The sequence below is a fragment of the Fibrisoma limi BUZ 3 genome, assembly GCF_000296815.2.
GTDB lineage: Bacteria > Bacteroidota > Bacteroidia > Cytophagales > Spirosomataceae > Fibrisoma > Fibrisoma limi.
This window is the reverse complement of record NZ_CAIT01000004.1, coordinates 882,915-907,117: the sequence shown is the minus strand read 5'-3', so window position 1 is coordinate 907,117 and position 24,203 is coordinate 882,915. Positions and strand designations below refer to the sequence as shown.

Below are 24,203 nucleotides of genomic sequence, written 5' to 3'. Positions count from 1 at the left end.
CCCCACCGGTACGGTATGCAGTTTGACGATTTTAAAACGATAATCTCGAAGTACAAGGTCATTTTTTTTGATGCGTTCGGCGTCCTGAAGACGTACCACGGCCTGATTCCGGGTATTGAAAAGACCTTTGCCTATCTCAAAGACCAGAACAAAGATTTCTACGTCCTGACCAACGACGCATCGCGGAGCCCTGACCAACTGGCCGATTCGTATCACGTCCTGGGTCTGCACGACGTAGTGCCGCAGTGCATTATCTCGTCGGGGATGCTGGCGCGGGAGTACCTGGAGCTGAAAGTCAACCACGGCACGGTGGCGTACCTGGGCACTGCGAACTCGGCCCACTACATCGAAACGGCCGGCCTGAAAACCCTCTCGATCAGCCAGCTTGATCTTAACACGATCTCGGAAGTAAACGCGCTGGTGATGCTCGACGATGAAGGATTCGACTGGAATACGGACCTGAACAAAACCGTCAATCTGCTGCGCAAACGTAACATTCCGGTTATTGTTGCCAACACCGACGCTACGTATCCGGTGTCGCAGAACCGGCTGGCGATTGCCATTGGCGGGGTGGCCCAGATGCTCGAAACCGTAGTAGGCAAGCAGTTCATCCGCTTCGGTAAGCCCGACGCCCAGATGTTCATTTTCGCGTACGAACACATTCGCAGCCCCTCGACCGTCACCAAAAAGGACATCCTGATGGTGGGCGACACGCTGCATACCGACATCCTGGGGGGCAACAAATTCGGGCTGGATACGGCGCTTGTGCTGACCGGCAATACCCAGGCCGAAGACGCCGAAATCCGTATCCGCAGCACCGGCATCATTCCGACCTACGTCTGCGAATCGGCGGTGATTGATTAAATTACTCCGAGAAGTCAGTTGTTACTTAGCCATTTCAGACAACATTACGTACTGTGCAAGCCTGGTTCTTTTTATTGATTGCTGCCACCTTCGAAACGGCCTGGACGTATTCTGTCAAGTACATGAAATTTACGGATCTCAAGCTGTTACGTTGGCATAACTTCTACAGCCCCCAGATCGGTCTGCCCATCCTGGCCCCCATCGTCGGGTACGTCGTGTTCGGCATTGCCAACATCTACTTCTTCTCAATGGCGATTAAGCAGATTCCAACCCCAACGGCTTTTGCCGTCTGGACAGCCATGGCGCTTATTCTGATTAAACTCGTGGATGTATTTATCTTCCACGCCAATTGGTCCGTAACCGAACTGTTCTTCCTGATGCTGATTGGCATCGGCATCGTAGGATTACGCCTGTACGCAGCGGCCTGATACCTGCGTGCATAGCTTGGCTTTTCGGGGTAACCTTCGTATTTTCACCAATATCAAATCAGAGCGAGTCAATATGATAGCGGAAGAGACCGGAAAACGCATCTACACCGTAGATGAGTACCTCGAACTGGAAAAGCGCTCGGAGGTAAAGCACGAATTTGTAGATGGAATCTTAATTGAAATGCCGGGGGAATCGAAGAAAGCCAACAAAGTAGCCGGGAATATCTATTTTCACCTGCGCCTGAACCTGAAAGGTTTACCTTTTGATGTGTATAATCACGACGTTAAACTTCGGACGATACCTAACCGCAGATACCGATACCCTGACATCATGGTCGTTCCGGCCGACGATGCCGACGATACGCACGTCGTTCATAAAGCGGTGATGACCGTTGAAGTGACGTCGGAAAATTCATCGGGTGTAGATCACGACGAGAAGTTTCACGAGTACGTAGCCATGCCTTCCGTCGACTGCTACCTGATTGTTTCTCAAGCCGAGCCCCTTGTTGAAGTCTACCAACGCACCGGTACGAAATGGGAGTACGCCTTTTACACCGACCTTACCGATTCGTTCGACGTAACAGCTCTGACTATCACGTTTACACTACGCGACATTTACGAGGGCGTCTTTTGATCCATACCTCCTTCGTGCACACCATTCTTCAAAAAATCCCGGTCAGTTCGCACATTTTGTCGTTTCCTGTGTTTCTTTGAAACAGTCCCTTTGTTGCGGAGACTTCCACTCCCAACAAGACACCTGAAACAAAACGGTTTACTGTTTCATAATGACCCAGTCACTCAAAGATTTAACTCCCCGGCAAATTGTTGCCGAATTGGATCAATACATTATCGGCCAGCACGACGCCAAACGGAACGTTGCAATTGCGCTCCGGAACCGCTGGCGCCGAATGAACGCGCCGGACGACATGCAGAGCGAGATTACGCCGAACAATATCCTGATGATCGGCGCTACGGGCGTCGGTAAAACGGAGATTGCCCGTCGGCTGGCTAAGCTGGCCGATGCCCCGTTCACCAAAGTTGAAGCCTCAAAGTTTACGGAAGTTGGCTACGTAGGCCGCGACGTCGAAAGCATGGTCCGTGACCTGGTCGAGCAGTCGGTCAATATGGTGCGGGCGGCCAAAAAAGAAGCCGTACAGGTAAAAGCGCAGCAGCTTGTGGAAGATGCCATTCTGGACATCCTCATTCCGCCCGTCAAGCCCACCACTACCCACATGGGCTTTGAGAACAACAACGACCCCGACGCCGAACTAAACGAACGGACCCGCGAACGATTCCGCGAAAAGATTCGCTCCGGCGAAATGGACGACCGCAAGATCGACATTGAAGTGCAGCAAAATCAGGCCCCAAACATCGGCGTCATGGGCGGTACGGTCGATGAGCTGTCGATGATGAATATTCAGGAGATGATCAGCGGCATGATGCCCAAACGCGGCAAGAAGCGCAAGGTGACCATCGCCGAAGCCAAAAAGATCATGCTGGAGGAAGAAGCCGCCAAGCTGATCGATATGGATGAAGTGAAGGAAGAAGCCATCCGGAAGGCTGAAAACGCCGGCATCATCTTCATCGACGAAATTGACAAGGTAGCCTCAGCGCGGGGCAACGGCGCGGGCGGACCGGACGTCAGCCGGGAGGGTGTGCAGCGCGACCTGCTCCCGATTGTGGAAGGCAGCGCGGTGAACACGAAGTACGGCGTTATTCATACCGACCACATTCTGTTCATCGCGGCCGGTGCGTTCCACGTCTCCAAGCCCAGCGACCTGATTCCCGAGCTGCAGGGCCGCTTCCCGATTCGGGTGGAGTTGCAGAGCCTGTCGGAAGATGATTTCTACCAGATTCTGAAAGAGCCAAAGAACGCCCTGACCAAGCAATACGTAGCGATGCTCGCGGCCGAAGGTGTTGAACTAACCTTCCAGGATGATGCCCTGCGCGAACTGGCCCGGATTGGCTTCCAGGTCAACTCGGAGGTCGAAAACATTGGAGCCCGACGCTTGCAAACGGTACTGAGTCACCTGCTTAATGACTTCATGTTCGACATTCCGGACATGATTGGCGCCAACGCCCACGTTGTGGTCACGAAAGAGTTGGTACTTGAAAAACTGAGCGGTCTGGTGCAGAACCGGGACCTGAGCCAGTTTATTTTGTAATGGTTAGTCATCGCGAGTCTCTCGCTTAGTTAACATCCGTCAAGGTTATCACGCTCCGACCGGGCATCGTCACGATGTCGGTCGGAGTTATACTTTCTTTTGTAACGCAATTTTCAGTTGGTGAACTCTGGTACCGCTTCAGGCTTCGGGACAGCCCCGCTCCTGCCAGTTTAATGGCCACCGGTTGCTGGCCGCGATTCATCAACACCAATGTTACTGACCCGTCGGGATGTCGGAACGCCACCGTTAGTACGTCATCGTTGTCGGCCGTGCATTCAACCCGTACAGCACCCGGCCGGATGTACCGGTAAAACTGTTTAGAGGTGTAATAAAACCGGTGCGGCACTCCTTTATAGATCAGCGTTTCGTCAATCCAGTAGTCTTCCTGAACACTCAGTCGCCACCACACCCAGGCCGATACGTTACCGAACTTGAGGGCGGTGTAGATATTCTCAGCCAGCCCGAATGCGCCGGGCAGGGTTTTGGTTTCACCATCGGCAAAAACAGGAGCTGGCTCCCAGGTGTTTGAATAACCGGATGTTTCGGTCATCCAGAGTGTTTTGCCACTACGTTGGGCCAGCGCGTAGGTGCCGCGCCAGTTAGCCGGATTCTTATCGGTAGGCTTCACACCGTCGTTCGTATACCCATGAACGGCCAGGAACCGCGTGTACTGCAAGGCCTCCTTATTCGCGTGAATATTATCGAAATACTCACTGATACGGGGGAAATACTGCACATCTTCCGGCCCAAACAGCCGGGTTGTAACCGGCTTCCCGTCCGCGTAGGTTGCGTTCGCCAGTTTCCGGCCCACCAGTGCCATGATGGCCGGTAGTTCATTTGGCTTGAATACGCATGACGGAAACGGCTGGGCAAAAAACGGCTCATTCTGTACGCACAACGCATATAACTCAAGCCCTACGCGCTCATAAAACTGCCGGACGTACTCAACGCAGTAATTTGCCAGAGCCTCCTCCATACCGGGCTTGAGTCGATTTTTCGGATCGCCCTGTCCCCGCAGATTCTCGTTTTCTTTCATCCAGGCGGGCGGGCTCCATAAGGTCGCAATGAACGTATTGACACCCAATTGCTTTAACCGCAGCAGATTGGCCGTTCCTCCGCTGACATCGTTGGCTTTATCAAAGTTATAGGGTCCGTTGGGGGTCTCCCTGAACCCATAGCCGACCTCACCCCGGTGAATGGTAAGCCCCAGGTCATTGACCAGCCGCTCGGCCTGTTTCTCAGGATTATAGCCGCCAAAACCCACCATTGTCTGGAAGGTTTTGGTTGTATCGACCGTAACAGTAACGACCTTATCTGCCGTCACCTGTGCTTCCGTTCCGGGCGAACAGGTCATCAGCAGCCATGGCCCAATGAGCAACAGCCACGCGTGCAGGATACGTTTCATTGATGATGCCGAAATTAGATTTTTGAATGAACTGCCCGGAAAAGTAATCAATTCATCGGGCCAGCTTGTCCTGCTCTATCATTAAGCGCTAGGGCAGATGCTGTTACTGGACAAGCCGCACCAGTCGCTCAATGGCCCGGTCAGTATCCGAGCGTTTTGTGGCAGGCGGATCAAAGCGGTTGAACGGCCGAAGCTCCAGTACGAATGAGCGTTCGACGGCTTCCTCATCCAACGGGGTAAACAATTTGTAGCCAATCAGATGAATGGGCATCAGGCCATGTCGGGCTTTGAACCGGGCGAGCAACACCCCCAGAAACGACTCTACCGCCTGCTCCGTGATCCCATCAGCCGGCACAAATTTGACAAATGCAAAATTACGGTCGACTAACGTTTGTTCATGCGGCTCATAGTGCCCTTCGCAACTCGAAAACGTTCGGAGCAGCCCGGTCTGGTTCAGGGCTTCCACCAATGGGCGGATACGTGGCTCAAGGTCATCCAACGTCATTGGCTCTGCTCCGTTGACCGATTCCGCTGACGCCATAACCCAATCAGATAGAGGGTTGCCACGGCCGCCAGCAACCCCGAAAGCCCAAACGAAGCGTCGAGTCCTGCCTCGCCGGCAAAGTGATTCAACAGCCAGCCCGACACCACGGCCCCAAGCCCGATGCCGGCTTCCAGCGCAATGTACATGGTTGCCATAGCCCGACCACGCGTCGCTTCGTCGCTGAGATCGGCAGTCCAGGCCTGCACGGTGGGCGAGTTCATGCCCCACGACAATCCAAAACAGATACCGGCCGCCCAGAACCAGACAGACGCATTTGGATCGCCAGCGTCGATCAGCGTCAGCAGTATCATGGAAACAACCAGCACCGCCGTCGACAGCGCCAGCACGGGAACGCGGCCGTAGCGATCCGACGACCGGCTGAACGTTAGCCGCACAGCCAGGGACGCAATGGTATAGACCGTGAAAAATAAACCTTTGTTGGTAATGCCGAGCGACGTACTCAAGGCTGGAGCCAGCGTCAACACCGCCCCCGACGAGAATGATTGCAGCAATAAAACGATGAAAGGTTTAGTGGCTTGTTTATCAAATACCTCATTGGCTTTCAGCTTGAGCAAACCGAACCGAAACGGCTGACGTACCGGCAGCGTTTCGGGCATCCGCAGCAGGATACCAATCGACAGCAGGGCAAACATGGAGGATACCCAGAACAGTACGTTGATCGAAAACGCATCGGCCAGCCAGCTACCGATAGCCGGTCCGAGCGACATGCCCGTAGCCGTGAACAGGCCCAGCGCCCCCATTGCCTCCCCGCGACGGTCGGCGGGTACTACGTCGGCCACGTACGCAGCCGTGGCCGTGGGTTTGGTGCCGGTCGAAAAGCCGTGGACAAGCCGGAGCATCAGAAAGCCCCAGACGGTCAGGAGATACGGGTAGAGAAAGCCGCAGACAAAACACACCAGCGATCCAAAGGCCATGACCGGCACGCGGCCGATGGTATCGGTCAGTTTGCCGCTGAACGGACGCGATATGCCCGCCGTAAGCGTAAAGAGGGCAATGATCAACCCAACGTACTCGCGCCCACCCAACCGCGTCAGATGGTCGGGTAGTTCGGGAATAAGCATCTGAAAGCTGGCCGAGAACAGAAAGTTGCTGGCACACAGTAGCCAGAACGGCAACGTGTACAGGCTCGTACTACGAAGGGTGGCTGAGGTTGTATTGGAGGAGGTAAGCAAGTACGAAACCAACTAGTTTCACACAAAATTACCGGCAAAATATTGATCCATCTTTACCGATGCCTAAATAATTCAGAAGACCAGGCTAAACGTGCTGCCCTTGCCGACAGTTGATTCAACCGTCAGTTGACCGTCGTGGAGCTGCATGATCTGTCGTGACAGGCTTAAACCAATCCCCGAGCCGGTTTTCTTGGTAGTGTAGAAGGGTATAAAAATCTGCTCCATCGCTTCGGGTTCAATACCCGGCCCGTTGTCGGCTACCTGAACAATAACTCGGGTTCCATCCTGAGCGGCACTGATCTGAATCAGCGGGTCGGGTTTGCTGCCCAAACTTTCGACGGCGTTGCGCAACAGATTGATCAGCACCATCTCGATCTGCCCCCCATCGGCCCGAATGCTCAAATTTGGCGTGGCAACGGAAATGGTTATGGGGAAATCTGGCTTATCGGCCTGGACCAACTGGGCTACGTGGCGGAGCAGCTTCTCGACGGCGACTTCGTCAAAAACCGGCTGAGGGATCGATGTAAAATGACGATACGCGTCCACAAAGCGCATGATGCCTTCGCCCCGCTGCTCGATCGTCATCAACGCATCGCGCAAGTCGCCTACCGCATCGGCGTACGCAGCATCAGGCGGCCTGAACGTACTACCGTTCCCGTTCAAATTGTGATCGGCAGAATTTGGCCCAGCGGGCAGCGGCAACAGATCTGTTTCGACAATGTCGCGCATGGTACCGGCCAGCGATACAATGGGCGTAATGGAGTTCATGATTTCGTGCCGCAACACCTTTGTCAGGTTTTGCCAGGCTTCCAGTTCCCGCTGCTGCAGCTCGGTACGGATGTTTTGCAGCGAGGCTACCGTCACCAACCGTCCACGCAGCCGCACCGACGCGCAGCGAATCGACAGTTCCCGGTCGGAGCCTTTCAGCCGCGATCCGGTCTGGTAAACAATGGGAGCAGCTACGTTGACCGACGGCCCGCGATCCGGCGACTGTAACAGTTCGACCAGTTCCGGATGGACGTTCTTCAGGTCATTGAGGTGCCGAAGCCGGTAGATACCCAGCAGCCGCAGGGCAGCCTGGTTGACCAGTTCTACCTGTCCGGCCGCATCGAAGGTGAGCAGACCGACGCTAACGTGCTGAACGATGGTGTTGAGGTAATGCAGATTCGCTTCTTTCTCGGCGCGGGCTACCCGAAAGGCATCAAGTACTTCGTTGAACTGACTGTTCAGATCGCGAAAACTGGGACCAAGCTCATTGTCGGTTCGGAAAGCGACCGTAAAATCGGAGTAGCGCACGGATTCCAGAAACCGCGTCAGCTTACGATTCAGCCCCGTGACGTAGCGGTATAGACTGACTGAAATAACAATGTGCAAAATCAGGAGCGGCAACAGCAACAGCCCACTGGCTTGCTGAAGATACACGTATACCATCAGGCCGGATAACAGCACGATCAAAAGTAAACGCCACGCCAGTCCTACGCTAAAATGCCCCATTGCTTGTGGTTTGTAGTTTGTGGTTTGTAGTTCGTGGTTGCTTCGTCTAGTTCAACTACAAACCACAAACTACATTACAGTCCATATTTTTCCAGCCGCCGATACAACGCCTGGCGGGAAAGGCCAAGCTCTTTGGCTACGTCGGTGATGCTGCCCTGGTGTTTGTGCATAGCCTGCTGGATGAGTTGTTTTTCCATGTCCTCCAACTGCATGGTTTCGCGAACAGGATTGTCGCGCGGAGAGGTGTCGGGACCACCAACCGTAGCGGCTGCCTTGAGGGCAAAATCGGCCGGTTCCAGCACGCTTCCCCGCGCCAGAATCACCGCCCGCTCAACGGCGTGCTGTAGTTCGCGGACGTTACCCGGCCAGCGGTATTGCCGCAACTGACTCACCAGCGCCGGATTGATGGTCGTTACGGGCCGGTTATACTGCTTGCTGTACAGCTTCAGAAAGTGTTCAACCAGTGGCACAATATCGTCCGGGCGTTCGCGCAGGGGCGGCAATTGCAGCTCAATCGTATTGATCCGATACAGCAAATCCTGTCGGAACGTACGGTCGGCAACGCGCTCGTTGAGGTCGGCGTTGGTCGCGCAGATGAGCCGTACATCCACCGCCCGGGGTTTGTTGGAGCCTACGCGGGTTACCTGGCGTTGTTGCAGAACGGTCAGCAGCCGGGCTTGTTGAGAAGCCGTCAGGTTTCCGATTTCGTCGAGGAAGATCGTACCGCCGTGAGCCTCTTCGAAACGACCGGCGCGGTCTTCGCGGGCGTCGGTGAAGGCCCCCTTGACGTGGCCGAACAGCTCGCTCTCGAACAGGGTTTCGCTCAACGCCCCGACATCTACGCTCACGAACGGTTTATCACGCCGGCTCGATTGCTGGTGAATTTCGCGGGCTACCAGGTCTTTACCGGTCCCGTTTTCGCCCAGAATCAGTACGTTAGCGTCGGTAGGGGCCACCCGCTCCACCGTTTCCAGCACCGGACGCATGGCCGGGCCGATCAGGGTTTGGGAGCCAGCCCGCTTTCCCGATGTTTTGCTTTTCCGCAGCGACTCGTCGTCTGATTTTTCCCGTTTGCGTTTCCCTTCAACGGCCAGCCGAATGGTTTCCAGAAATTTATCGTTCTGCCAGGGTTTCAGCACAAAGTCAGTAGCGCCCGCCTTGATGGCCCGCACAGCCATCTCAACGTCGCCATAGGCCGTGAACAGAATGACCGAGACCTGAGCGTTCAGGTCCAGGATTCGGTCGAGCCAGTCGAACCCTTCTTTGCCTGAATTGACATCCCGCGTAAAATTCATGTCCAGGATGATCACATCGTAGGCATTATTGCCGACCAGAAACGGCAGACGTTCGGGATTCTTTTCGATGTCTACTACCGAGAAATGTCGTTTCAGCAGCAGCTTGGCCGCCAGCAGTACATCGGTATCATCATCAACAATGAGTATTTTGCCCTCTTGCATAGACCAAAGATAAACGTATCGGCGTGATAGTTGCACACAAGGCTGTATCAGCGGCTAAAATCCGGTTTTGTTGTGTTATTTTGCCTTACCAGTTGAAATTTCTGGTGTCGGCTTTCAGACTTATAAAGCTGCCATTACGTCGGAGCTGAGCCTCCGACCCGATCAGTACCATGTTAACTTCTCAGGAGCACCTTACTCATGCATTGACCGACCGCTGGTTTTACGCCCTTGTCGCTACCGGTTTGTTTTTAAACGCCACAGGACTATACCCGCCGATCCTCGAACCCGACGGTGCCTTATATGCCAGTATCGCCAAAACGATGGCCCTCAACGGCGATTTTGTCAACCTGTACGCAGTTGGCCGCGACTGGCTCGACAAACCCCATTTTCCGTTCTGGATAACGGCGTTTAGTTATCTTTTATTGGGTATTAATACGGTCGCCTACAAGCTCCCGGCCCTGCTCTTTTTTGGGTTAAGCACGGTGTATACCTACCGGTTTGCCCGGCTAATGTACTCCAAAATCGTTGCGCAGGTAGCCACTATCGTTTTCCTGACGGCTTTTCACGGTATCCTATCCAACAGCGACGTTCGGGCCGAACCGTACCTGACGGCGCTGGTAATTGGGCCGGTTTATCACTTTTATCGCGTATTTCAGAACGCCCCCAGGCCCTGGCTGCACATCCTGCTCGGTTCGTTCCTGACCGGTTGCGCCCTGATGACCAAGGGGCCGTTTGTGGTGGTACCGATCGGGGCCGGGCTGGTGTTGCACTGGCTGCTGACGGGCAACTGGCGGGAGTTGCTGAAGCCCCGCTGGTACGTTGTGGTGATCCTGTCGGCGCTGTTTACACTCCCCGAGATCATCACCCTTTACCTGCAATTCGATCTGCATCCCGACAAGGTAGTTTTCGGTAAGACCGACGTTTCCGGTGTCCGTTTCTTCTTCTGGGACAGCCAGTTTGGCCGCTTTTTCAATACAGGACCGATCAAAGGCTCGGGCGATCCGTTCTTCTTCGTACATACGTTACTCTGGGCGTTTCTACCCTGGTCACTCCCGCTATACATCAGCGTCGGTAGTGTACTACTCGGGCTGGCTCGTCGGCGCAACCCGCTGCCCGAATACGTATCGCTGGGGTCTGGACTGGCTACGTTCCTGCTGTTTTCGGCCTCGGGCTTCCAGTTGCCGCACTACATGAACATCGTCTTTCCGTTCTTCGCCATTCTGACGGCCCAGTTTCTGGTTAGCCTGTCGCCGGTCAACCTCAGCCGCTGGACCATCGGCCAGACAATCATCGGGGGCTTGCTCGTTGTGCTGATCGTAGCCGTACTGCTTCTGTTCCAACCCGAGCGACTCACCGGAGCGCTGGTCTGGGTAGGGGTTGTGGCACTGGCAACCGCACTGCTTTTCAGAAACAACAAGCTGCTCTCGCTCATGGGACGTATGACGGGTGTTATGCTGCTGCTGGCGGGCGTACTGAACCTGTTCTTTTACCCGTCGCTGCTTCAGTATCAGGCCGGTATGGTTGCCGCCCACTACGTTAACACCCGACAGGACCTGCCCCCAACGACCGCCATTTACGGTACCGGTACGTACGGCGAGAGCGCCTGGTCCTACGAATTTTACGTCGACCGGCCCGTTTGGTACGCTCGTCCGGACTCGATGCTGCGCCGACGGGTTGCCCAGGAACCTGTTCTGGTGTTTACATCTGCGGCCTACGCGGATTCGCTACGCAACAACGGATTTGCACCCCGTACGGTTGCAACCTTTCCGTACTACCACGTCAGCAAACTCAGCTACCCGTTTCTGAACCCAGCCACCCGGCCGCAAACTCTACAGCCATATGTCTTGCTGGAGGTCAAAAATTGAGTGGTTGACTTGCTGAAGGGTTGAATCACAAAAGCGGACAGCCGTTCGTCCGAAAGCGGACAGCTTTAAAAGCGCACCAGGCCTAACACCACTGATTGTCAGTATATTTGTCTGGTTGGCACGACTATTGGGAATCTATGATCAATGATCGAGCAGAATAATCAGTTTAATCGTCAACCCTCAATCATTCAATTTTTGACTAATGGATCGCGTCTTACCTAAACGATTTTGGACTCAACAGCGCATTCTTATCGCCGTAGGTGCAGTGCTTATTAGTTCCCTGCTGGCCTATACGTTTTTATTCGCTGACAACCGCTCGAAACTGAACGTTGAGCGCGAAAAGATAACCGTATCAACTGTATCGACCGGGCCTTTTGAAGATTTCATCGCTGTAACGGGTGTCGTTCAACCCCTGAAAACCATCCGGCTCGACGCCATCGCCGGGGGGTATGTAACCGAGAAACTGGTAGAAGGCGGCAGTATGGTGAAGCAGGGCGACGTGCTGCTCCGTCTGGAAAACCAGAACCTGCGGCTGAACTTCCTGCAGTCGGAAACGGAAGCCAACCGACTCGTCAATGATCTGCAAAACACCCGGCAACGCCTGCGCGTGGAACGCTATACGCAACGGAAGACACTGTCGGACCTGGATTTTCAGATCAGCCAGGCGAAAGACGTTTACGACCGGCAGGCTAAGCTGTTCAAAGATAAGGTCGTGTCGGAGCAGGATTACATAAAAGCTAAAAACGATTATGAGCGTCTGGTTGAGCAGCGAAAGATTGAAGTAGAGTCGCAGAAATACCAGGAAGAGAACGCCAAAACGCAGATTCAAATGCTCGAAGGCACCCTGGCCCGGACCCAGAAGAACGTAGCGCTCTGGCAGCAAACCCTGAATAACCTGGTCGTCAAAGCCCCCGTTTCGGGTCTGCTGTCGTCGATGGACATAGAAGTAGGTTCGAACATCAACCAGGGCCAGAACATCGGCCAGATCGACGACCTGGATGGCTTTAAAATGCGTGTCGGTGTTGACGAACACTACCTGAACCGCATCTTCACCGGTCTGAAAGGAACCTTCGAGTTTAACAACGAGAAACACGAACTGGAGATCACCCGGGTTTATCCGGAAGTCCGCAACGGCCGCTTTGAAGTGGACATGATCTTCACGAAAGGGGCTCCCAAAGGCATCAAGCGCGGGCAGTCGTCGCCGATTCAGCTTGAACTGGGTAAAGCTTCTAAAGCGACCCTGCTGCCGGTGGGTGGCTTCTTCTCCGACACGGGTGGTAACTGGGTATACGTAGTCGGCAATGACGGCAAGCGGGCCGTGAAGCGTAACATCACGCTGGGCCGCAAGAACCCGGAATACTACGAAGTGCTGGAAGGTTTGCAGCCCGGCGAGCAGGTGATTACGTCGAGCTACGAGAATTTTGGAGATAATGAGGTGTTGGAGTTTTAACTCATAAGGAGAAAAGGGAGGAGGGGAATAAAAGGGACAAAGGGGAAAACGACTACGCTTTTGCCCGCTCATCCCCTTCCCCCTTTTTCTCTAAAATCTTTCTAACCTCGTTTTTATCAGGTTTTGCAACATTGACGAAATAACCCGACTCTTTGCAATGAGTGCCTGCCCCGTTTCGGCATCCAGTAGATTGACAGCAACAGCTAGATGAATCTGTGTCCGTAATTCACCATTGGAACCTTTGGCTATGCGTAGAAAACGAATGAACTCTTTGTTAGCGTGCCGTTCGAATCCTTCGGCAATGTTGGAAGGTACCGAAACCGAAGAACGGCGCATCTGGTCTCGCAGACTATAATCTTTACAATCAGCAAGAAGTTTATAAATGCCAATAGCTTGCGCTAAGCCTTCCTGCCAAACGATCAAATCTTCAAACTGTTCAACTTTTGCCATGAAAATCAGGAGTTAGTTACGATGGGTTTATGAGGAAGGCAAAGCTACCTAAAAGGTACCTTCCCTTTCCTCCCCTTCTTCCCCTTCCTCCCTTTTCTCCTAAAAAAATATGATACAAACCGTTAACCTCCAGAAACTCTTCTCGACAGAAGAGGTTGAAACCACCGCTCTGCACGGCATTTCGATGGATGTCCGCGATGGTGAATTTGTGGCCATCATGGGTCCCTCCGGCTGTGGTAAATCTACGCTGCTGAACATCCTGGGTCTGCTCGACAACCCAACCGGCGGTGAATACCACTTCTACGGCACGGAAGTGTCGAAAATGTCGGAGCGGCAACGGGCACAACTCCGCAAAGGCTCCATCGGATTCGTGTTCCAGAGCTTCAACCTGATCGACGAGCTGACGGTATATGAAAACGTAGAGCTTCCGCTGCTCTACCTGAAAACCCCGGCCGACGAGCGTAAGGCCCGCGTGGAAGAAGCACTGACCCGCATGAACATCATGCACCGGCGCAATCACTTCCCCCAGCAGTTGTCGGGTGGTCAGCAGCAACGGACGGCCATCGCCCGCGCCGTGGTCGCGAAACCCAAACTGATCCTGGCCGACGAACCGACGGGTAACCTCGACTCAGCCAACGGCGAGGAGGTGATGAAGCTCCTGATGCAGTTGAACGACGAAGGTACGACCATCATCATGGTGACGCACTCACCGTATGACGCTGGTTTCGCGCACCGGATCGTGAACCTGTTCGACGGTAAGATTGTAACCGAGAATTTTCACGTTTAGTAGCACCAATAGCGAGGGGCTTGGGGCGTAGGGCATTGGGTTAAGATGCGCCATCTCACCCTAAGCCCCTCGCCCCAAGCCCCTCGCCCTTATGCTGCGCAACTACCTCACAATCGCTTTCCGCAACCTGTGGAAGCATAAGACATACACCCTCATCAACACGGTAGGGCTATCGGTAGCTTTTGGGAGCTGCCTGTTGCTGTTTCTGACGGCCTACCACGAACTGTCGTTCGACAATTTCCACACGAACGGCAAAAACATCTACCAGGTTTATCAACAGACCGGCCTGTCGGACAAGGGAGTACCCATGCCGGCTCCGCTGACTACGGTCCTGAAGAAAGAATTTCCGCAGGATGTCAAACATATTGCCAGAGTGGTCAGTGGGGGGATGATCCGCTACGGCAATAAAGAATTTAGCAAGACGGTTCGATACGTGGATGAGCCCTACCTGCGAATGTTTTCGTTCCCGGTTCGGCAGGGCGCAGGTCCGCAGTCGGCGCTGAGTAACCTGAGTAACATTGTTCTTAACGAAGCGTCCGCCAAAGACATTTTCGGTAGCGAAAACCCGATTGGCAAAACGCTTTTAATCCAGGAAAACGATACCTGGAAGCCCTTTGTCGTATCGAGCGTTATTGCCGACTACCCCGATAATTCCAGTATCAAGTTTGACGTACTCGCCCGGTTTGAAGCGGACCCGGATTATGCCAGCAGTAAAGACAGTTGGGATAATAGCTACCACACGCTGTTTCTTCAACTAGCCGATAACGTCAGCGAAGCGTCGTTTGAACAAAAACTTCGGGGTGTTGTCAAAAAATACTACGCCGGGAACCTCAGTAATCTCAAGCGCGACGGCGGTCAGCCCGACGAGAACGGCGATCTGTATAGCCTGCGGCTGCTTCCGCTGAAAGACCTGCACTTTGACACGGAAGTGGGTGGTGCCGAAGTCGGAGCAGTGAAAAAATCGTATCCGTACCTGCTGCTGATTGTGGCCGGTTTCATTGTTGCCATTGCCTGCATCAATTTCGTCAACCTATCGACGGCCCGATCACTAACGCGTTCGCGGGAGGTTGGGATGCGGAAAGCCCTGGGAGCACTTAAAAGCCAGTTATTTCTCCAGTTCTGGGGTGAAGCGCTGCTGATCTGCGTGTTTGGGCTACTTCTTGGCGGACTGCTCACGTACGGGCTGCTGCCGGTTTTCAAGCAGGTGTTCCGAAGCACAACCTCCCTGTCTTATTTTCAGCAACCCGCTATTCTGATTTCGTTGCTGGTCGGGTTTCTGCTGATTACCCTCGTAGCGGGTGGTTATCCGGCCTTGTTCATGGCCCGATTCAACACCATTAAGGTGTTGAAAGGCGTCATTTCGCTGAACCGGACGAGTGTGATGCGCAATACGTTGCTGGTCGTGCAGTTTGCTATCGCTACGCTGCTGATCGCCTGTACCGTAATTGCATGGCAGCAGATCAATTTTCTGCGAAAAATGCCCCTCGGCTACAACGAAGATCAGGTGATCAGCATTCCGATCCGGGGCAGCATTAACGGCCGCCAGATGCTACGTCTGCTACGCGACCGCTTATCTCAGCAACCGCGTATTCTGAGCATTACGGGTGCCTATAAGAATTTCGGCCGGGGGCTGGATGGCTCAACTGTTACGTCGATCATGGGCTTTGAACACAATAACCATTCGGTACACAGCCACTGGCAGATTGTTGACTACGATTACCTGAAAACCCTTGATTTAAAACTGATTGCGGGTCGGGATTTTTCGCGTGAGTACGCTACCGATACAACCACCAGCGTCATCATCAATGAAGCGATGGCGAAGGAACTGGGCGATAAGAATCCTATTGGAGCACTCATGCAGGTCGACTCCGGGCGGACACCCTTGCAGGTCGTTGGTGTCGTGAAAGATTACCACCACGAATCGCTGAAGCGGAAAATTCAGCCCAATACGCTGATTATGGACCAGAAATGGCCGCTCGGCTACGCCCTGGTCAAGATTGCGCCGGACAACGTACCGGCTACGATGGCCATGCTGAAAAAGACGTGGGAAGAGCTCGACCCAAATTCAGCGTTCCAGGGTAGTTTCCTCGATGAGAACACGGATCGTCTGTACAAAGCCGAAGAACGCCTGTCGCAGTTGTTCATCAGTGCGGCAATCGTCGCGATCGTACTTTCCTGCCTGGGTCTGTTCGCTATTGCCGTAATGGTCATGACACAACGGACCAAGGAGGTCGGCGTCCGGAAAGTGCTGGGCGCTTCCGTGCTGAGCATTGTCGCGCTGCTGTCGAAAGATTTCCTCAAACTGGTCATCGTCGGTATTGTAATTGCCTCGCCCGTAGCCTGGTATTTTATGAATCAGTGGCTACAGGATTTTGCCTACAAGATTGAGATCGAGTGGTGGGTCTTTGTGCTGGCCGGCTTACTCGCGATTGGTATTGCCTTGCTGACGGTGAGCTTCCAAAGCGTGAAAGCCGCGTTGATGAATCCGGTGAAAAGTTTGCGTACTGAATAGCGTAGGGCCGGGGGCTAAGGGCTAAGGGCATGGGGTAACAGAACCCTTAGCCCTACGCCCTTAGCCCTACGCCCAACGCCCCAACCCCTTTGCTCCATGCTCAGCAACTACCTCAAAATCGCCTGGCGAAACCTACTGAAGAACAAGCCGTTTTTCGTCATCAATACGCTGGGGCTGGCCGTCGGCATGGCGGCCTGTATGCTTATTCTCCAGTATGTGACGTTTGAGCGGAGCTACGACAACTTCCACGCCGACATTGATAACCTTTACCGGATCGAGCTGGACAGTTACCAGAACGGGAAGCTGGCGTTTCGGTCGGCTACGTCGTATCCGGCGATTGCGCCTACGTTGAAGAAAGAGTTTCCTGAGGTGTTGGAGACCGCCCGGTTATTCGACGCCAACAGTAGCGTAGTAACGTACAAGACAGTACATTTTCGGGAAGAGAATTTCTACTTCGCCGACAACTCCGCATTTAATTTATTCAAGCTGGATTTTATCAGCGGCAATCCTAAAACGGCGCTCCTCGACAAGAACACGGTAGTCATGTCGGAGACTACCGCCCGCAAATACTTTGGCGCTGAAAATCCACTTGGCAAAACGGTTAAACTCGGGCGGGAGCCGTATCTGGTTAAAGGTGTTTTCAAAGACTATCCCAAAAACTCCCACCTGGAAATCGATCTGCTGTTCTCTTATCTGACCGAGCCCGATGCACAAACCAGTTGGGGCTGGTACGACTTCTTCACCTATGTGAAGCTGCGGCCGGGCACCGACGTTAACCAATTTCAGCGCAAACTCCTGAACCTGGTCATCAACCACGACCCGAACCGGTTCAAGAACACAAACAGCCGGGATGAGCTCCTGCTGCAACCCGTTCGCGACATTCACCTGACCTCGAACCTGAACCAGGAAGCCGAAGTAAACGGCAACGGAAAGGCCGTAACGGTACTATCTATCATTGCGGCTTTCATACTGCTGATTGCCTGGATCAACTACATCAACCTGGCTACGGCGCGGGCCATCGACCGGGCTAAAGAAGTGGGGATTCGCAAAGTAGTGGGGGCCGAACGCCTTCAGCTAATCCGTCAATTCATGCTGGAATCGCTGCTGCTCAACCTACTGGCTGCGGTGCTGGCGCTGGTTATTGTGCAGGTCAGTTCCTCGGCATTCAATGAGCTGACGGGAAGACCGCTGTCCCTGACACAATGGTTCCAGACGAACCTCTGGGTGCCGGCCGTCGGTGTGCTGGCGCTGGGGACGGTGCTGTCGGGCTTGTATCCGGCGTTCATGCTTTCGGGTTTCCAGCCTATCACGGTTCTCAAAGGACGCACAACGTTTGGTCGCCTGAAGAGTGCAGCCGGTGGCCTAACGCTGCGGCAGAGTCTGATTATCTTCCAGTTTTCGGCCTCAATCATTCTCATCATTGGCACCGTAACGGTCTATCGACAACTGCGTTACATGCAGGAACAGGACCTGGGTTTTACCGTCAACAAAAAGCTGATTGTCCGGGGTGCGGACGTTCGGGACTCAACCTACGAAGCGAAAGCAAATGCCTTCAAGCAGGGACTGGTACGGGCCAGTCTGGTCGAGAAAGCCGCGGCATCAGCCTACGTACCGGGCATTGAAATCTTGTGGACCAACGGTTTTCGGCGCCTGGACCGCTCCGATGTTCCGTCCAATACGCTTTACATTACGTCGGTCGATTATGAGTTTCTGGATGCGTACGACATCAAATTGGTGACCGGCCGAAATTTCAGCAAAACGTTTGGCACCGACCGAAAGGGGGCGCTACTGAATGAAACCGCCGTGAAACTACTGGGATTCAACGGGGCGGCTGATGCGCTGGGTAAAAAGATTCGCTCCGGCGATACGCTGGAGATTGTCGGCGTAGTGAAAGACTACCACCAGCAGGGCTTACAAAAAGGTCATTGGCCGATGCTGATGCGGCTTCTGCCTGATAACGCCAGTTACTTTTCTCTTCAGCTCCGCTCAGACGACAAGCTGGAAGGCCAACTGGCCGGGATCAAGGCGAAGTACGCTGAGTTCTTCCCCGGCAATCCGTTCGAGTACTTCTTCCTCGACTCGTTTTTCAACGAACAATACAAAGCCGAACAACAGTTTGGCAGCGTTTGCACCCTGTTTGCCGGACTCGCCATTTTCATTGCCTGCCTGGGTTTGTTTGCCCTCGCAACGTTCATGGCCGAGCAGCGCACGAAGGAAATCGGTGTGCGTAAGGTATTGGGCGCTTCCGTGCTGAGCATCGTCGCCCTGCTGTCCAAAGATTTCCTGAAACTGGTCATTGTCGGCATTGTGATTGCCACGCCCATCGCCTGGTACGCTATGAATCAGTGGCTGGACGATTACGCCTACCGCATTGACGTGGGCTGGTGGGTGTTTGTGCTGGCGGGTCTGGTTGCTACCAGTATTGCCCTGCTGACGGTGAGTTACCAAAGTGTGAAAGCGGCTTTGATGAACCCGGTGAAATCGTTGCGTACCGAATAGCGTAGTGCCGGGGGCGTGGGGCTAAGGGTTCTGTTACCCTATGCCCCACGCCCCTTGCCCCCAGCCCTTCGCCCCAACCCCTTTGCTCCATGCTCCGAAACTACCTCAACATCGCTGTTCGGAACCTTCGGAAAGACCGGACGTACAGCGTCATCAATATCACCGGACTGGCGGTGGGGATGGCAGCTTGTCTGTTGATTGCGCTCTACGTTCAGAATGAACTGAGCTACGACCGATTTTGGGCGAACGGCGAGCGCATCTACCGGATCAACCAGACCAACCACTTCGAGGAAGAGCGCGAGGCCGCTACGGTATCCGTTCCGGCGGGTCCGACGATTGCCCGGACGGTGACGGGCGTAGAGGCTATGACCCGACTGTTTCAGCGGAGCGGCAGTATGCGGATTGCTCAAGCGGGTCAGTCGCCCAAGCTGTTTCAGGAACAGCATGTTGTCTTTGCCGACTCAAGCTTCTTCGATGTATTTCCGCTGCCGCTACGTCAGGGCAATCCTAAACTCGCTTTGACAGCCCCCGCTTCGGTGGCAATTTCGGAGACCGTCGCGCGTACCTATTTCGGGAATGGGAACCCAATTGGGCGGATCATCCGGCACGAAAATAAAGTCGACCTGACCGTCACGGCCGTTTATGCCGACATTCCGACAACCACCGACTTTAAAGCCGATTTCCTGATTCATTTCGCAACCCTCTTTGCCGTTGAAACGGAGGGATCGGCTGATTTTCTGCGGAAAGACTGGCTGTACAACACCGCCCAGGCTTTCATCCGGCTCGCACCCGGTTTTCCGGCCAGTCGGGTAGAAGCCCAGTTTCCCGGCGTTCTGCGTCGGAGCAACGACGAGCGGGTCATCAAACACGTTCGACTGTCGCTGCAACCCCTGCACGCCATTCATTTATACTCGGCTGACTTGTCGGGTTCCAGCAGCACGGGCAATATCCGGTACGTCTCGTTGCTCTCGGTTATTGCGGGCATTACGTTGCTGATTGCCTGTTTCAACTTTATCAACCTGGCCACAGCGTATTCACTCCGGCGGGCGAAAGAAGTCGGATTACGTAAAACGCTGGGGGCGGTTCGTAGCCAACTGGTTGGCCAGTTTCTGGGTGAAGCCATGCTCATGAGCAGTCTGGCGTTCGGTCTGGCGTCGGTACTGGCGGTGGTGTTGCTCCCCTATCTGAACCAGTTTACGGGTCAGTCGTTCGTCATTACTGATTTCCTTCGTCCGGGTCTGCTATCGCTCTGGATTGGCCTGTTCGTGCTGACGGGATTGCTGGCCGGTACGTATCCGGCGTTTTTCGCGTCGAAGTTTCGACCCGTGCTGGCACTCAAAGGGCAGACCAGCGAACGACAGCAGCGCGGCTCTCGATTCCGGCAGGTGCTGGTCGTGGCGCAGTTTAGTGTGTCACTGATACTGATTGTAGCGGCCGTTGTTATCTTCCAGCAACTGACTTATCTGCGCAACAAACCGCTCGGCTTCCAGAAAGAGCAGGTCGTAACTATTCCCCTGTTCGGCAGTGGCGCATCGGGCAACCTGCCGCAGGGTATCGACGGACCGCTACGAATGCGCATGAATACCTTCGAGGAAGCCGTGGTGCAATCGACTCGGGTAAAAGGCATTACGGCCTTATCGGGACTACCCGGCAGCGGCTACGTGCGTTCGCTGGTTGTGCCTGAGGGCAAAACTGAGCAAAGCAACGTATTTGCAGCCTGGGTTTCCGTCGACTACGATTTTCTCCAGACCCTCGGCATTCCTCTTGTAGCTGGCCGTAATTTTTCGAAACAGACCGGAACGGACCACCTGGCAGCCTTCATACTGAACGAGTCGGCGGCTAAGTCGTTTGGCTACGCGAACGCAGCTTCGGCTGTCGGGCGACCGATTCAGCGCGGGGGCGAAGGCGGTAAAAAAGGATTGATTATTGGCGTAGTGAAAGACTTCCATTTCGATCCACTCGAACAGCCACTGGAGCCGCTGATTATTGACATCGACGTACCGCGCTTCACGGTTTTTGCTGTCAACGTATTGCCGGATCGGATGCCGGAGACAATCGCTCATTTGCGAAAACAATGGGAGTCCTTCTTCCCCGAGCGGCCGTTCGAGTATGCCTTCCTCGACGAAACGCTGGATAATCTCTATCGCACCCAGGAGCAGCAAGGGCAGTTGCTGGGTCTGTTTGCAGGTCTGGCTATTTTCATTTCGTGCCTGGGGTTGTTTGGCCTGGTAGCCTACAGCACCGTTCAGCGCACGAAGGAGATCGGCGTGCGCAAAGTACTGGGGGCGTCAGTAGCCAGTATTGTAACCTTACTCTCGACGGATTTTCTCAAGCTCGTTGTCATAGCCATTCTTATTGCCTCGCCGGTGGCCTGGTATTTCATGAACCAGTGGCTACAGGATTTTGCCTACAAGATTGGCATCCAATGGTGGGTATTCGCCCTGGCTGGCTTACTCGCGATCGGTATTGCCCTGCTGACGGTCAGCTTTCAGAGCGTGAAAGCGGCTTTGATGAACCCGGTGAAGAGTTTGCGAACAGACTAAGCCTTCCGTTAGCGGGCGGTTTAATCGGTCCGCCGTCGCGGTCCCCCGCTTACAGAACACCAACTTCTTTCCTCCTGATAAACCATGCTACGTAATTATTTCAAAATCGCCATCCGTAACCTGCGTAAACACGTTGGGTTTACCTTTATCAACATCTTTGGTTTGGCCGTTGGGCTGGCGTGCTGCCTGCTCATCACGCTCTACGTCGTCGATGAACTGAGCTTCGACCGCTTCCACGCGAAGGCAGACCGTATCTACCGAATCAATTCCGACATCAAGTTTGGCGGTAATGACATGAAAATGGCGGTGTCGCCCGATCCGGTTGGCCCTACGCTCAAACAGGACTACCCACAAGTTGAACAATTTGTTCGGCTGCACGAGCGGGGTACGTGGCTGGTCAAGCCCGCCGGCTCGGCTACCAACCTACGCGAAGAACATATCACCTTCGCTGATTCTACTGTGTTCGATGTGTTTACGTTACCGCTGGTTTCGGGTGATCCGAAGCGGGCGCTGGCGTCGCCCAACACGGTGGTCATCAGCGAGTCGGCGGCTAAACGGCACTTCGGCAAGCAGGATGCCATGGGTAAAACGCTGGTTTTCGACAACAAGCAGGCCTTCAAGGTAACCGGCGTCATGCGTGATATGCCCACCAATTCCCATTTTCATTCGGATTTCCTTCTGGCCATGCTCAACGATGACTATCCGTGGGGGCAATGGCTCAGTAATAATCACTACAGCTACATTGTTCTGCGAGAGGGCGTCGATTATAAGCAGTTTGAGAAGAATTTCGACGCCGTCATTGAAAAATACGTAGGCCCGCAGGCACTTCAGGCCATTGGTTCAACAATGGATCAGTTCAGGAAGGCCGGTAACCGCTACCAGTTCTGGCTGATGCCTATAACCGACATTCACCTGCATTCAAAACAGCAGATTGAATTTCTGCCCGCCGGGGATATCCAATACGTTTATATCTTCTCGGCCGTTGCCCTCTTTATCCTGCTGATTGCCTGCATCAACTTCATGAACCTGGCTACGGCCCGTTCAGCCAACCGGGCTAAAGAAGTGGGCGTTCGGAAAGTACTCGGCTCCGAACGGCAGCAGCTCATCGGCCAGTTCATGGCCGAGTCGGTCTTGATGACGGTGCTGGCTATGATCCTGGCTCTGCTTATGGTAGCCGCGGCTATTCCGTTTTTCAATACCATTGCGGCTAAGGAGTTGAGCATTCAAAGCCTGTTGTCGCCGTATTTGCTACCTATCCTTGTCGTGCTTCCTGTTGCCGTCGGTTTACTGGCGGGCAGCTACCCGGCTTTCTTCCTGTCGTCGTTCAAACCGATCAGTGTCCTGAAGGGCCGCATCAATGTCAGTTTGAAAAACGTCAGTCTGCGGAGTGGTCTGGTCGTTTTTCAATTTATGATGTCGGTTATTCTGATCGTCGGCACAATTATCGTCTACCGCCAGATCACGTACATTCAGCATAAAAACCTTGGCTTCAGACGTGATCAGGTTCTGACGATCAACGACGTCTACGCGCTTGGTAAGCAAGCCGAAACTTTCAAGCAGGAAGTTTTGCGCCTACCCGGTGTGGTAAGTGGGTCTGTATCGGGCTTCCTGCCAACACCGTCGAGCCGTACGGATAATTCGTTCTTCCCCGAAGGTCAGGTCGACCAGCGCAACGCCGTCAGCATGCAGGCCTGGGGTGTTGACCATGATTACGTCAAAACGCTGGGCATGCAGATTGTGCAGGGGCGGGATTTCTCCCGCGAGTTTGGCTCCGACTCAACGGCCGTAATCCTGAACGAGACGGCCGCCAGGCTGTTCGGTGGCCAAAACGGCATCATCGGAAAACGGATCATGTCGTTCGATGACCCCACGCTCAAATCATTCAAAACCTACACGGTTATCGGCGTCGTGAAAAACTTCCACTTCGAGTCGCTTCGGCGCAACATCGGAGCGCTGGGGTTAGTAATGGATGCCAACAGTGGAGCTGCTTCGTTCCGCTTAAGCAGTACCGATCTGCCCGCATTAGTCAGCCAGATCGAAAGCAAGTGGAAAGAGTTGGCCCCCGGTCAGCCTTTCAACTACGCATTCATGGAGGAAGCCTTCGACAACATGTATCGCGCCGAACAGCGGGTCGGCACCATTGCGCTAACCTTCGCGGCTCTGGCCATCCTGATTGCCTGTCTGGGTCTGTTCGGACTGGCCGCGTTCATGGCTGAACAACGAACGAAGGAGATTGGCGTCCGCAAGGTCCTCGGCGCGTCGGTGGTCAGCATCATTGGGTTATTATCGAAAGACTTCCTCAAACTGGTGCTGATTGCGATTCTGATTGCCTCGCCCATCGCCTGGTACGCCATGAGCCAGTGGCTGAACGACTTCGCCTACCGCATCGACATTGACTGGTGGGTATTTGCCCTGGCCGGTGTATTGGCTACGGTAGTCGCCTTACTGACGGTCAGCTTCCAAAGCGTGAAAGCCGCGCTGATGGACCCGGTCAAGAGTTTACGAAGTGAGTAGCGTGGAGCATGGGGTTCTCTACCCTACGCCCCA

Annotated in this window: 17 protein-coding genes; 11 read left to right on the top strand and 6 right to left on the bottom strand. The window is 54.1% G+C overall.

What is annotated here, in order from left to right; genetic code table 11:
• The first annotated feature begins 15 nt into the window (after positions 1-15).
• The 4 genes from BN8_RS04140 to hslU all read left to right on the top strand — a co-directional run bounded on the left by BN8_RS04140 (position 16) and on the right by hslU (position 3,457).
• Complete coding sequence (locus BN8_RS04140) at positions 16-864, top strand: HAD-IIA family hydrolase (protein WP_009280542.1); 849 nt, start codon at positions 16-18, stop codon at positions 862-864.
• A 53-nt stretch (positions 865-917) separates the two neighbouring features.
• Entirely contained in the window at positions 918-1,292 is a 375-nt protein-coding gene (locus BN8_RS04135) for a DMT family transporter (protein WP_009280541.1), read from the top strand.
• Between the two features lie 73 nt (positions 1,293-1,365).
• Positions 1,366-1,926 (top strand): Uma2 family endonuclease, encoded by a 561-nt coding sequence (locus tag BN8_RS04130; RefSeq protein WP_009280540.1) that lies wholly within the window; start codon positions 1,366-1,368, stop codon positions 1,924-1,926.
• A gap of 151 nt (positions 1,927-2,077) precedes the next feature.
• Positions 2,078-3,457: an ATP-dependent protease ATPase subunit HslU gene (gene hslU, locus BN8_RS04125; protein WP_009280539.1), complete on the top strand. Its 1,380-nt coding sequence runs from the start codon at positions 2,078-2,080 to the stop codon at positions 3,455-3,457.
• 25 nt (positions 3,458-3,482) lie between these two features.
• On the opposite strand, the gene BN8_RS04120 is transcribed toward hslU, so the two are convergent.
• The 5 genes from BN8_RS04120 to BN8_RS04100 form a co-directional block, all read right to left on the bottom strand.
• Positions 3,483-4,862: a glycoside hydrolase family 30 beta sandwich domain-containing protein gene (locus BN8_RS04120; protein WP_009280538.1), complete on the bottom strand. Its 1,380-nt coding sequence runs from the start codon at positions 4,860-4,862 to the stop codon at positions 3,483-3,485.
• Between the two features lie 103 nt (positions 4,863-4,965).
• On the bottom strand, positions 4,966-5,367 hold the full coding sequence (locus BN8_RS32725) for a hypothetical protein (protein ID WP_009280537.1): 402 nt from the start codon (positions 5,365-5,367) through the stop codon (positions 4,966-4,968).
• Positions 5,364-6,599: an MFS transporter gene (locus BN8_RS04110; RefSeq protein WP_144051561.1), complete on the bottom strand. Its 1,236-nt coding sequence runs from the start codon at positions 6,597-6,599 to the stop codon at positions 5,364-5,366. The genes BN8_RS32725 and BN8_RS04110 overlap by 4 nt, the downstream gene beginning before the upstream one ends.
• A 72-nt stretch (positions 6,600-6,671) precedes the next feature.
• Entirely contained in the window at positions 6,672-8,093 is a 1,422-nt protein-coding gene (locus BN8_RS04105; RefSeq protein WP_009280535.1) for a sensor histidine kinase, read from the bottom strand.
• Between the two features lie 74 nt (positions 8,094-8,167).
• Positions 8,168-9,550, bottom strand: coding sequence for a sigma-54-dependent transcriptional regulator (locus BN8_RS04100; protein WP_009280534.1), 1,383 nt, complete (start codon positions 9,548-9,550; stop codon positions 8,168-8,170).
• 170 nt (positions 9,551-9,720) lie between these two features.
• Between BN8_RS04100 and BN8_RS04095 the strand changes: the two genes are divergently transcribed.
• Complete coding sequence (locus BN8_RS04095; protein ID WP_009280533.1) at positions 9,721-11,415, top strand: ArnT family glycosyltransferase; 1,695 nt, start codon at positions 9,721-9,723, stop codon at positions 11,413-11,415.
• 202 nt (positions 11,416-11,617) lie between these two features.
• Positions 11,618-12,865 carry an efflux RND transporter periplasmic adaptor subunit gene (locus tag BN8_RS04090; RefSeq protein ID WP_009280532.1) on the top strand — a complete coding sequence of 416 codons (1,248 nt, stop codon included), beginning with the start codon at positions 11,618-11,620 and terminating at the stop codon, positions 12,863-12,865.
• A gap of 90 nt (positions 12,866-12,955) precedes the next feature.
• Here the strand turns inward: BN8_RS04090 and BN8_RS04085 are convergent, their stop codons facing one another.
• The gene (locus BN8_RS04085) at positions 12,956-13,315 is read right to left on the bottom strand and encodes a four helix bundle protein (RefSeq protein ID WP_009280531.1); all 360 of its coding nucleotides are present in this window, start codon (positions 13,313-13,315) and stop codon (positions 12,956-12,958) included.
• Between the two features lie 109 nt (positions 13,316-13,424).
• Between BN8_RS04085 and BN8_RS04080 the strand changes: the two genes are divergently transcribed.
• From BN8_RS04080 to BN8_RS04060, 5 genes are all read left to right on the top strand, one after another.
• Positions 13,425-14,102, top strand: coding sequence for an ABC transporter ATP-binding protein (locus BN8_RS04080; protein WP_009280530.1), 678 nt, complete (start codon positions 13,425-13,427; stop codon positions 14,100-14,102).
• A gap of 91 nt (positions 14,103-14,193) precedes the next feature.
• A complete protein-coding gene (locus tag BN8_RS04075) occupies positions 14,194-16,614 on the top strand; it encodes an ABC transporter permease (RefSeq protein ID WP_009280529.1) in 2,421 nt (806 codons plus the stop codon).
• 96 nt (positions 16,615-16,710) lie between these two features.
• On the top strand, positions 16,711-19,113 hold the full coding sequence (locus tag BN8_RS04070; RefSeq protein ID WP_009280528.1) for an ABC transporter permease: 2,403 nt from the start codon (positions 16,711-16,713) through the stop codon (positions 19,111-19,113).
• A gap of 89 nt (positions 19,114-19,202) precedes the next feature.
• Complete coding sequence (locus tag BN8_RS04065; RefSeq protein WP_009280527.1) at positions 19,203-21,656, top strand: ABC transporter permease; 2,454 nt, start codon at positions 19,203-19,205, stop codon at positions 21,654-21,656.
• Between the two features lie 84 nt (positions 21,657-21,740).
• Positions 21,741-24,170 (top strand): ABC transporter permease, encoded by a 2,430-nt coding sequence (locus tag BN8_RS04060; protein WP_009280526.1) that lies wholly within the window; start codon positions 21,741-21,743, stop codon positions 24,168-24,170.
• Positions 24,171-24,203 lie beyond the last annotated feature (33 nt).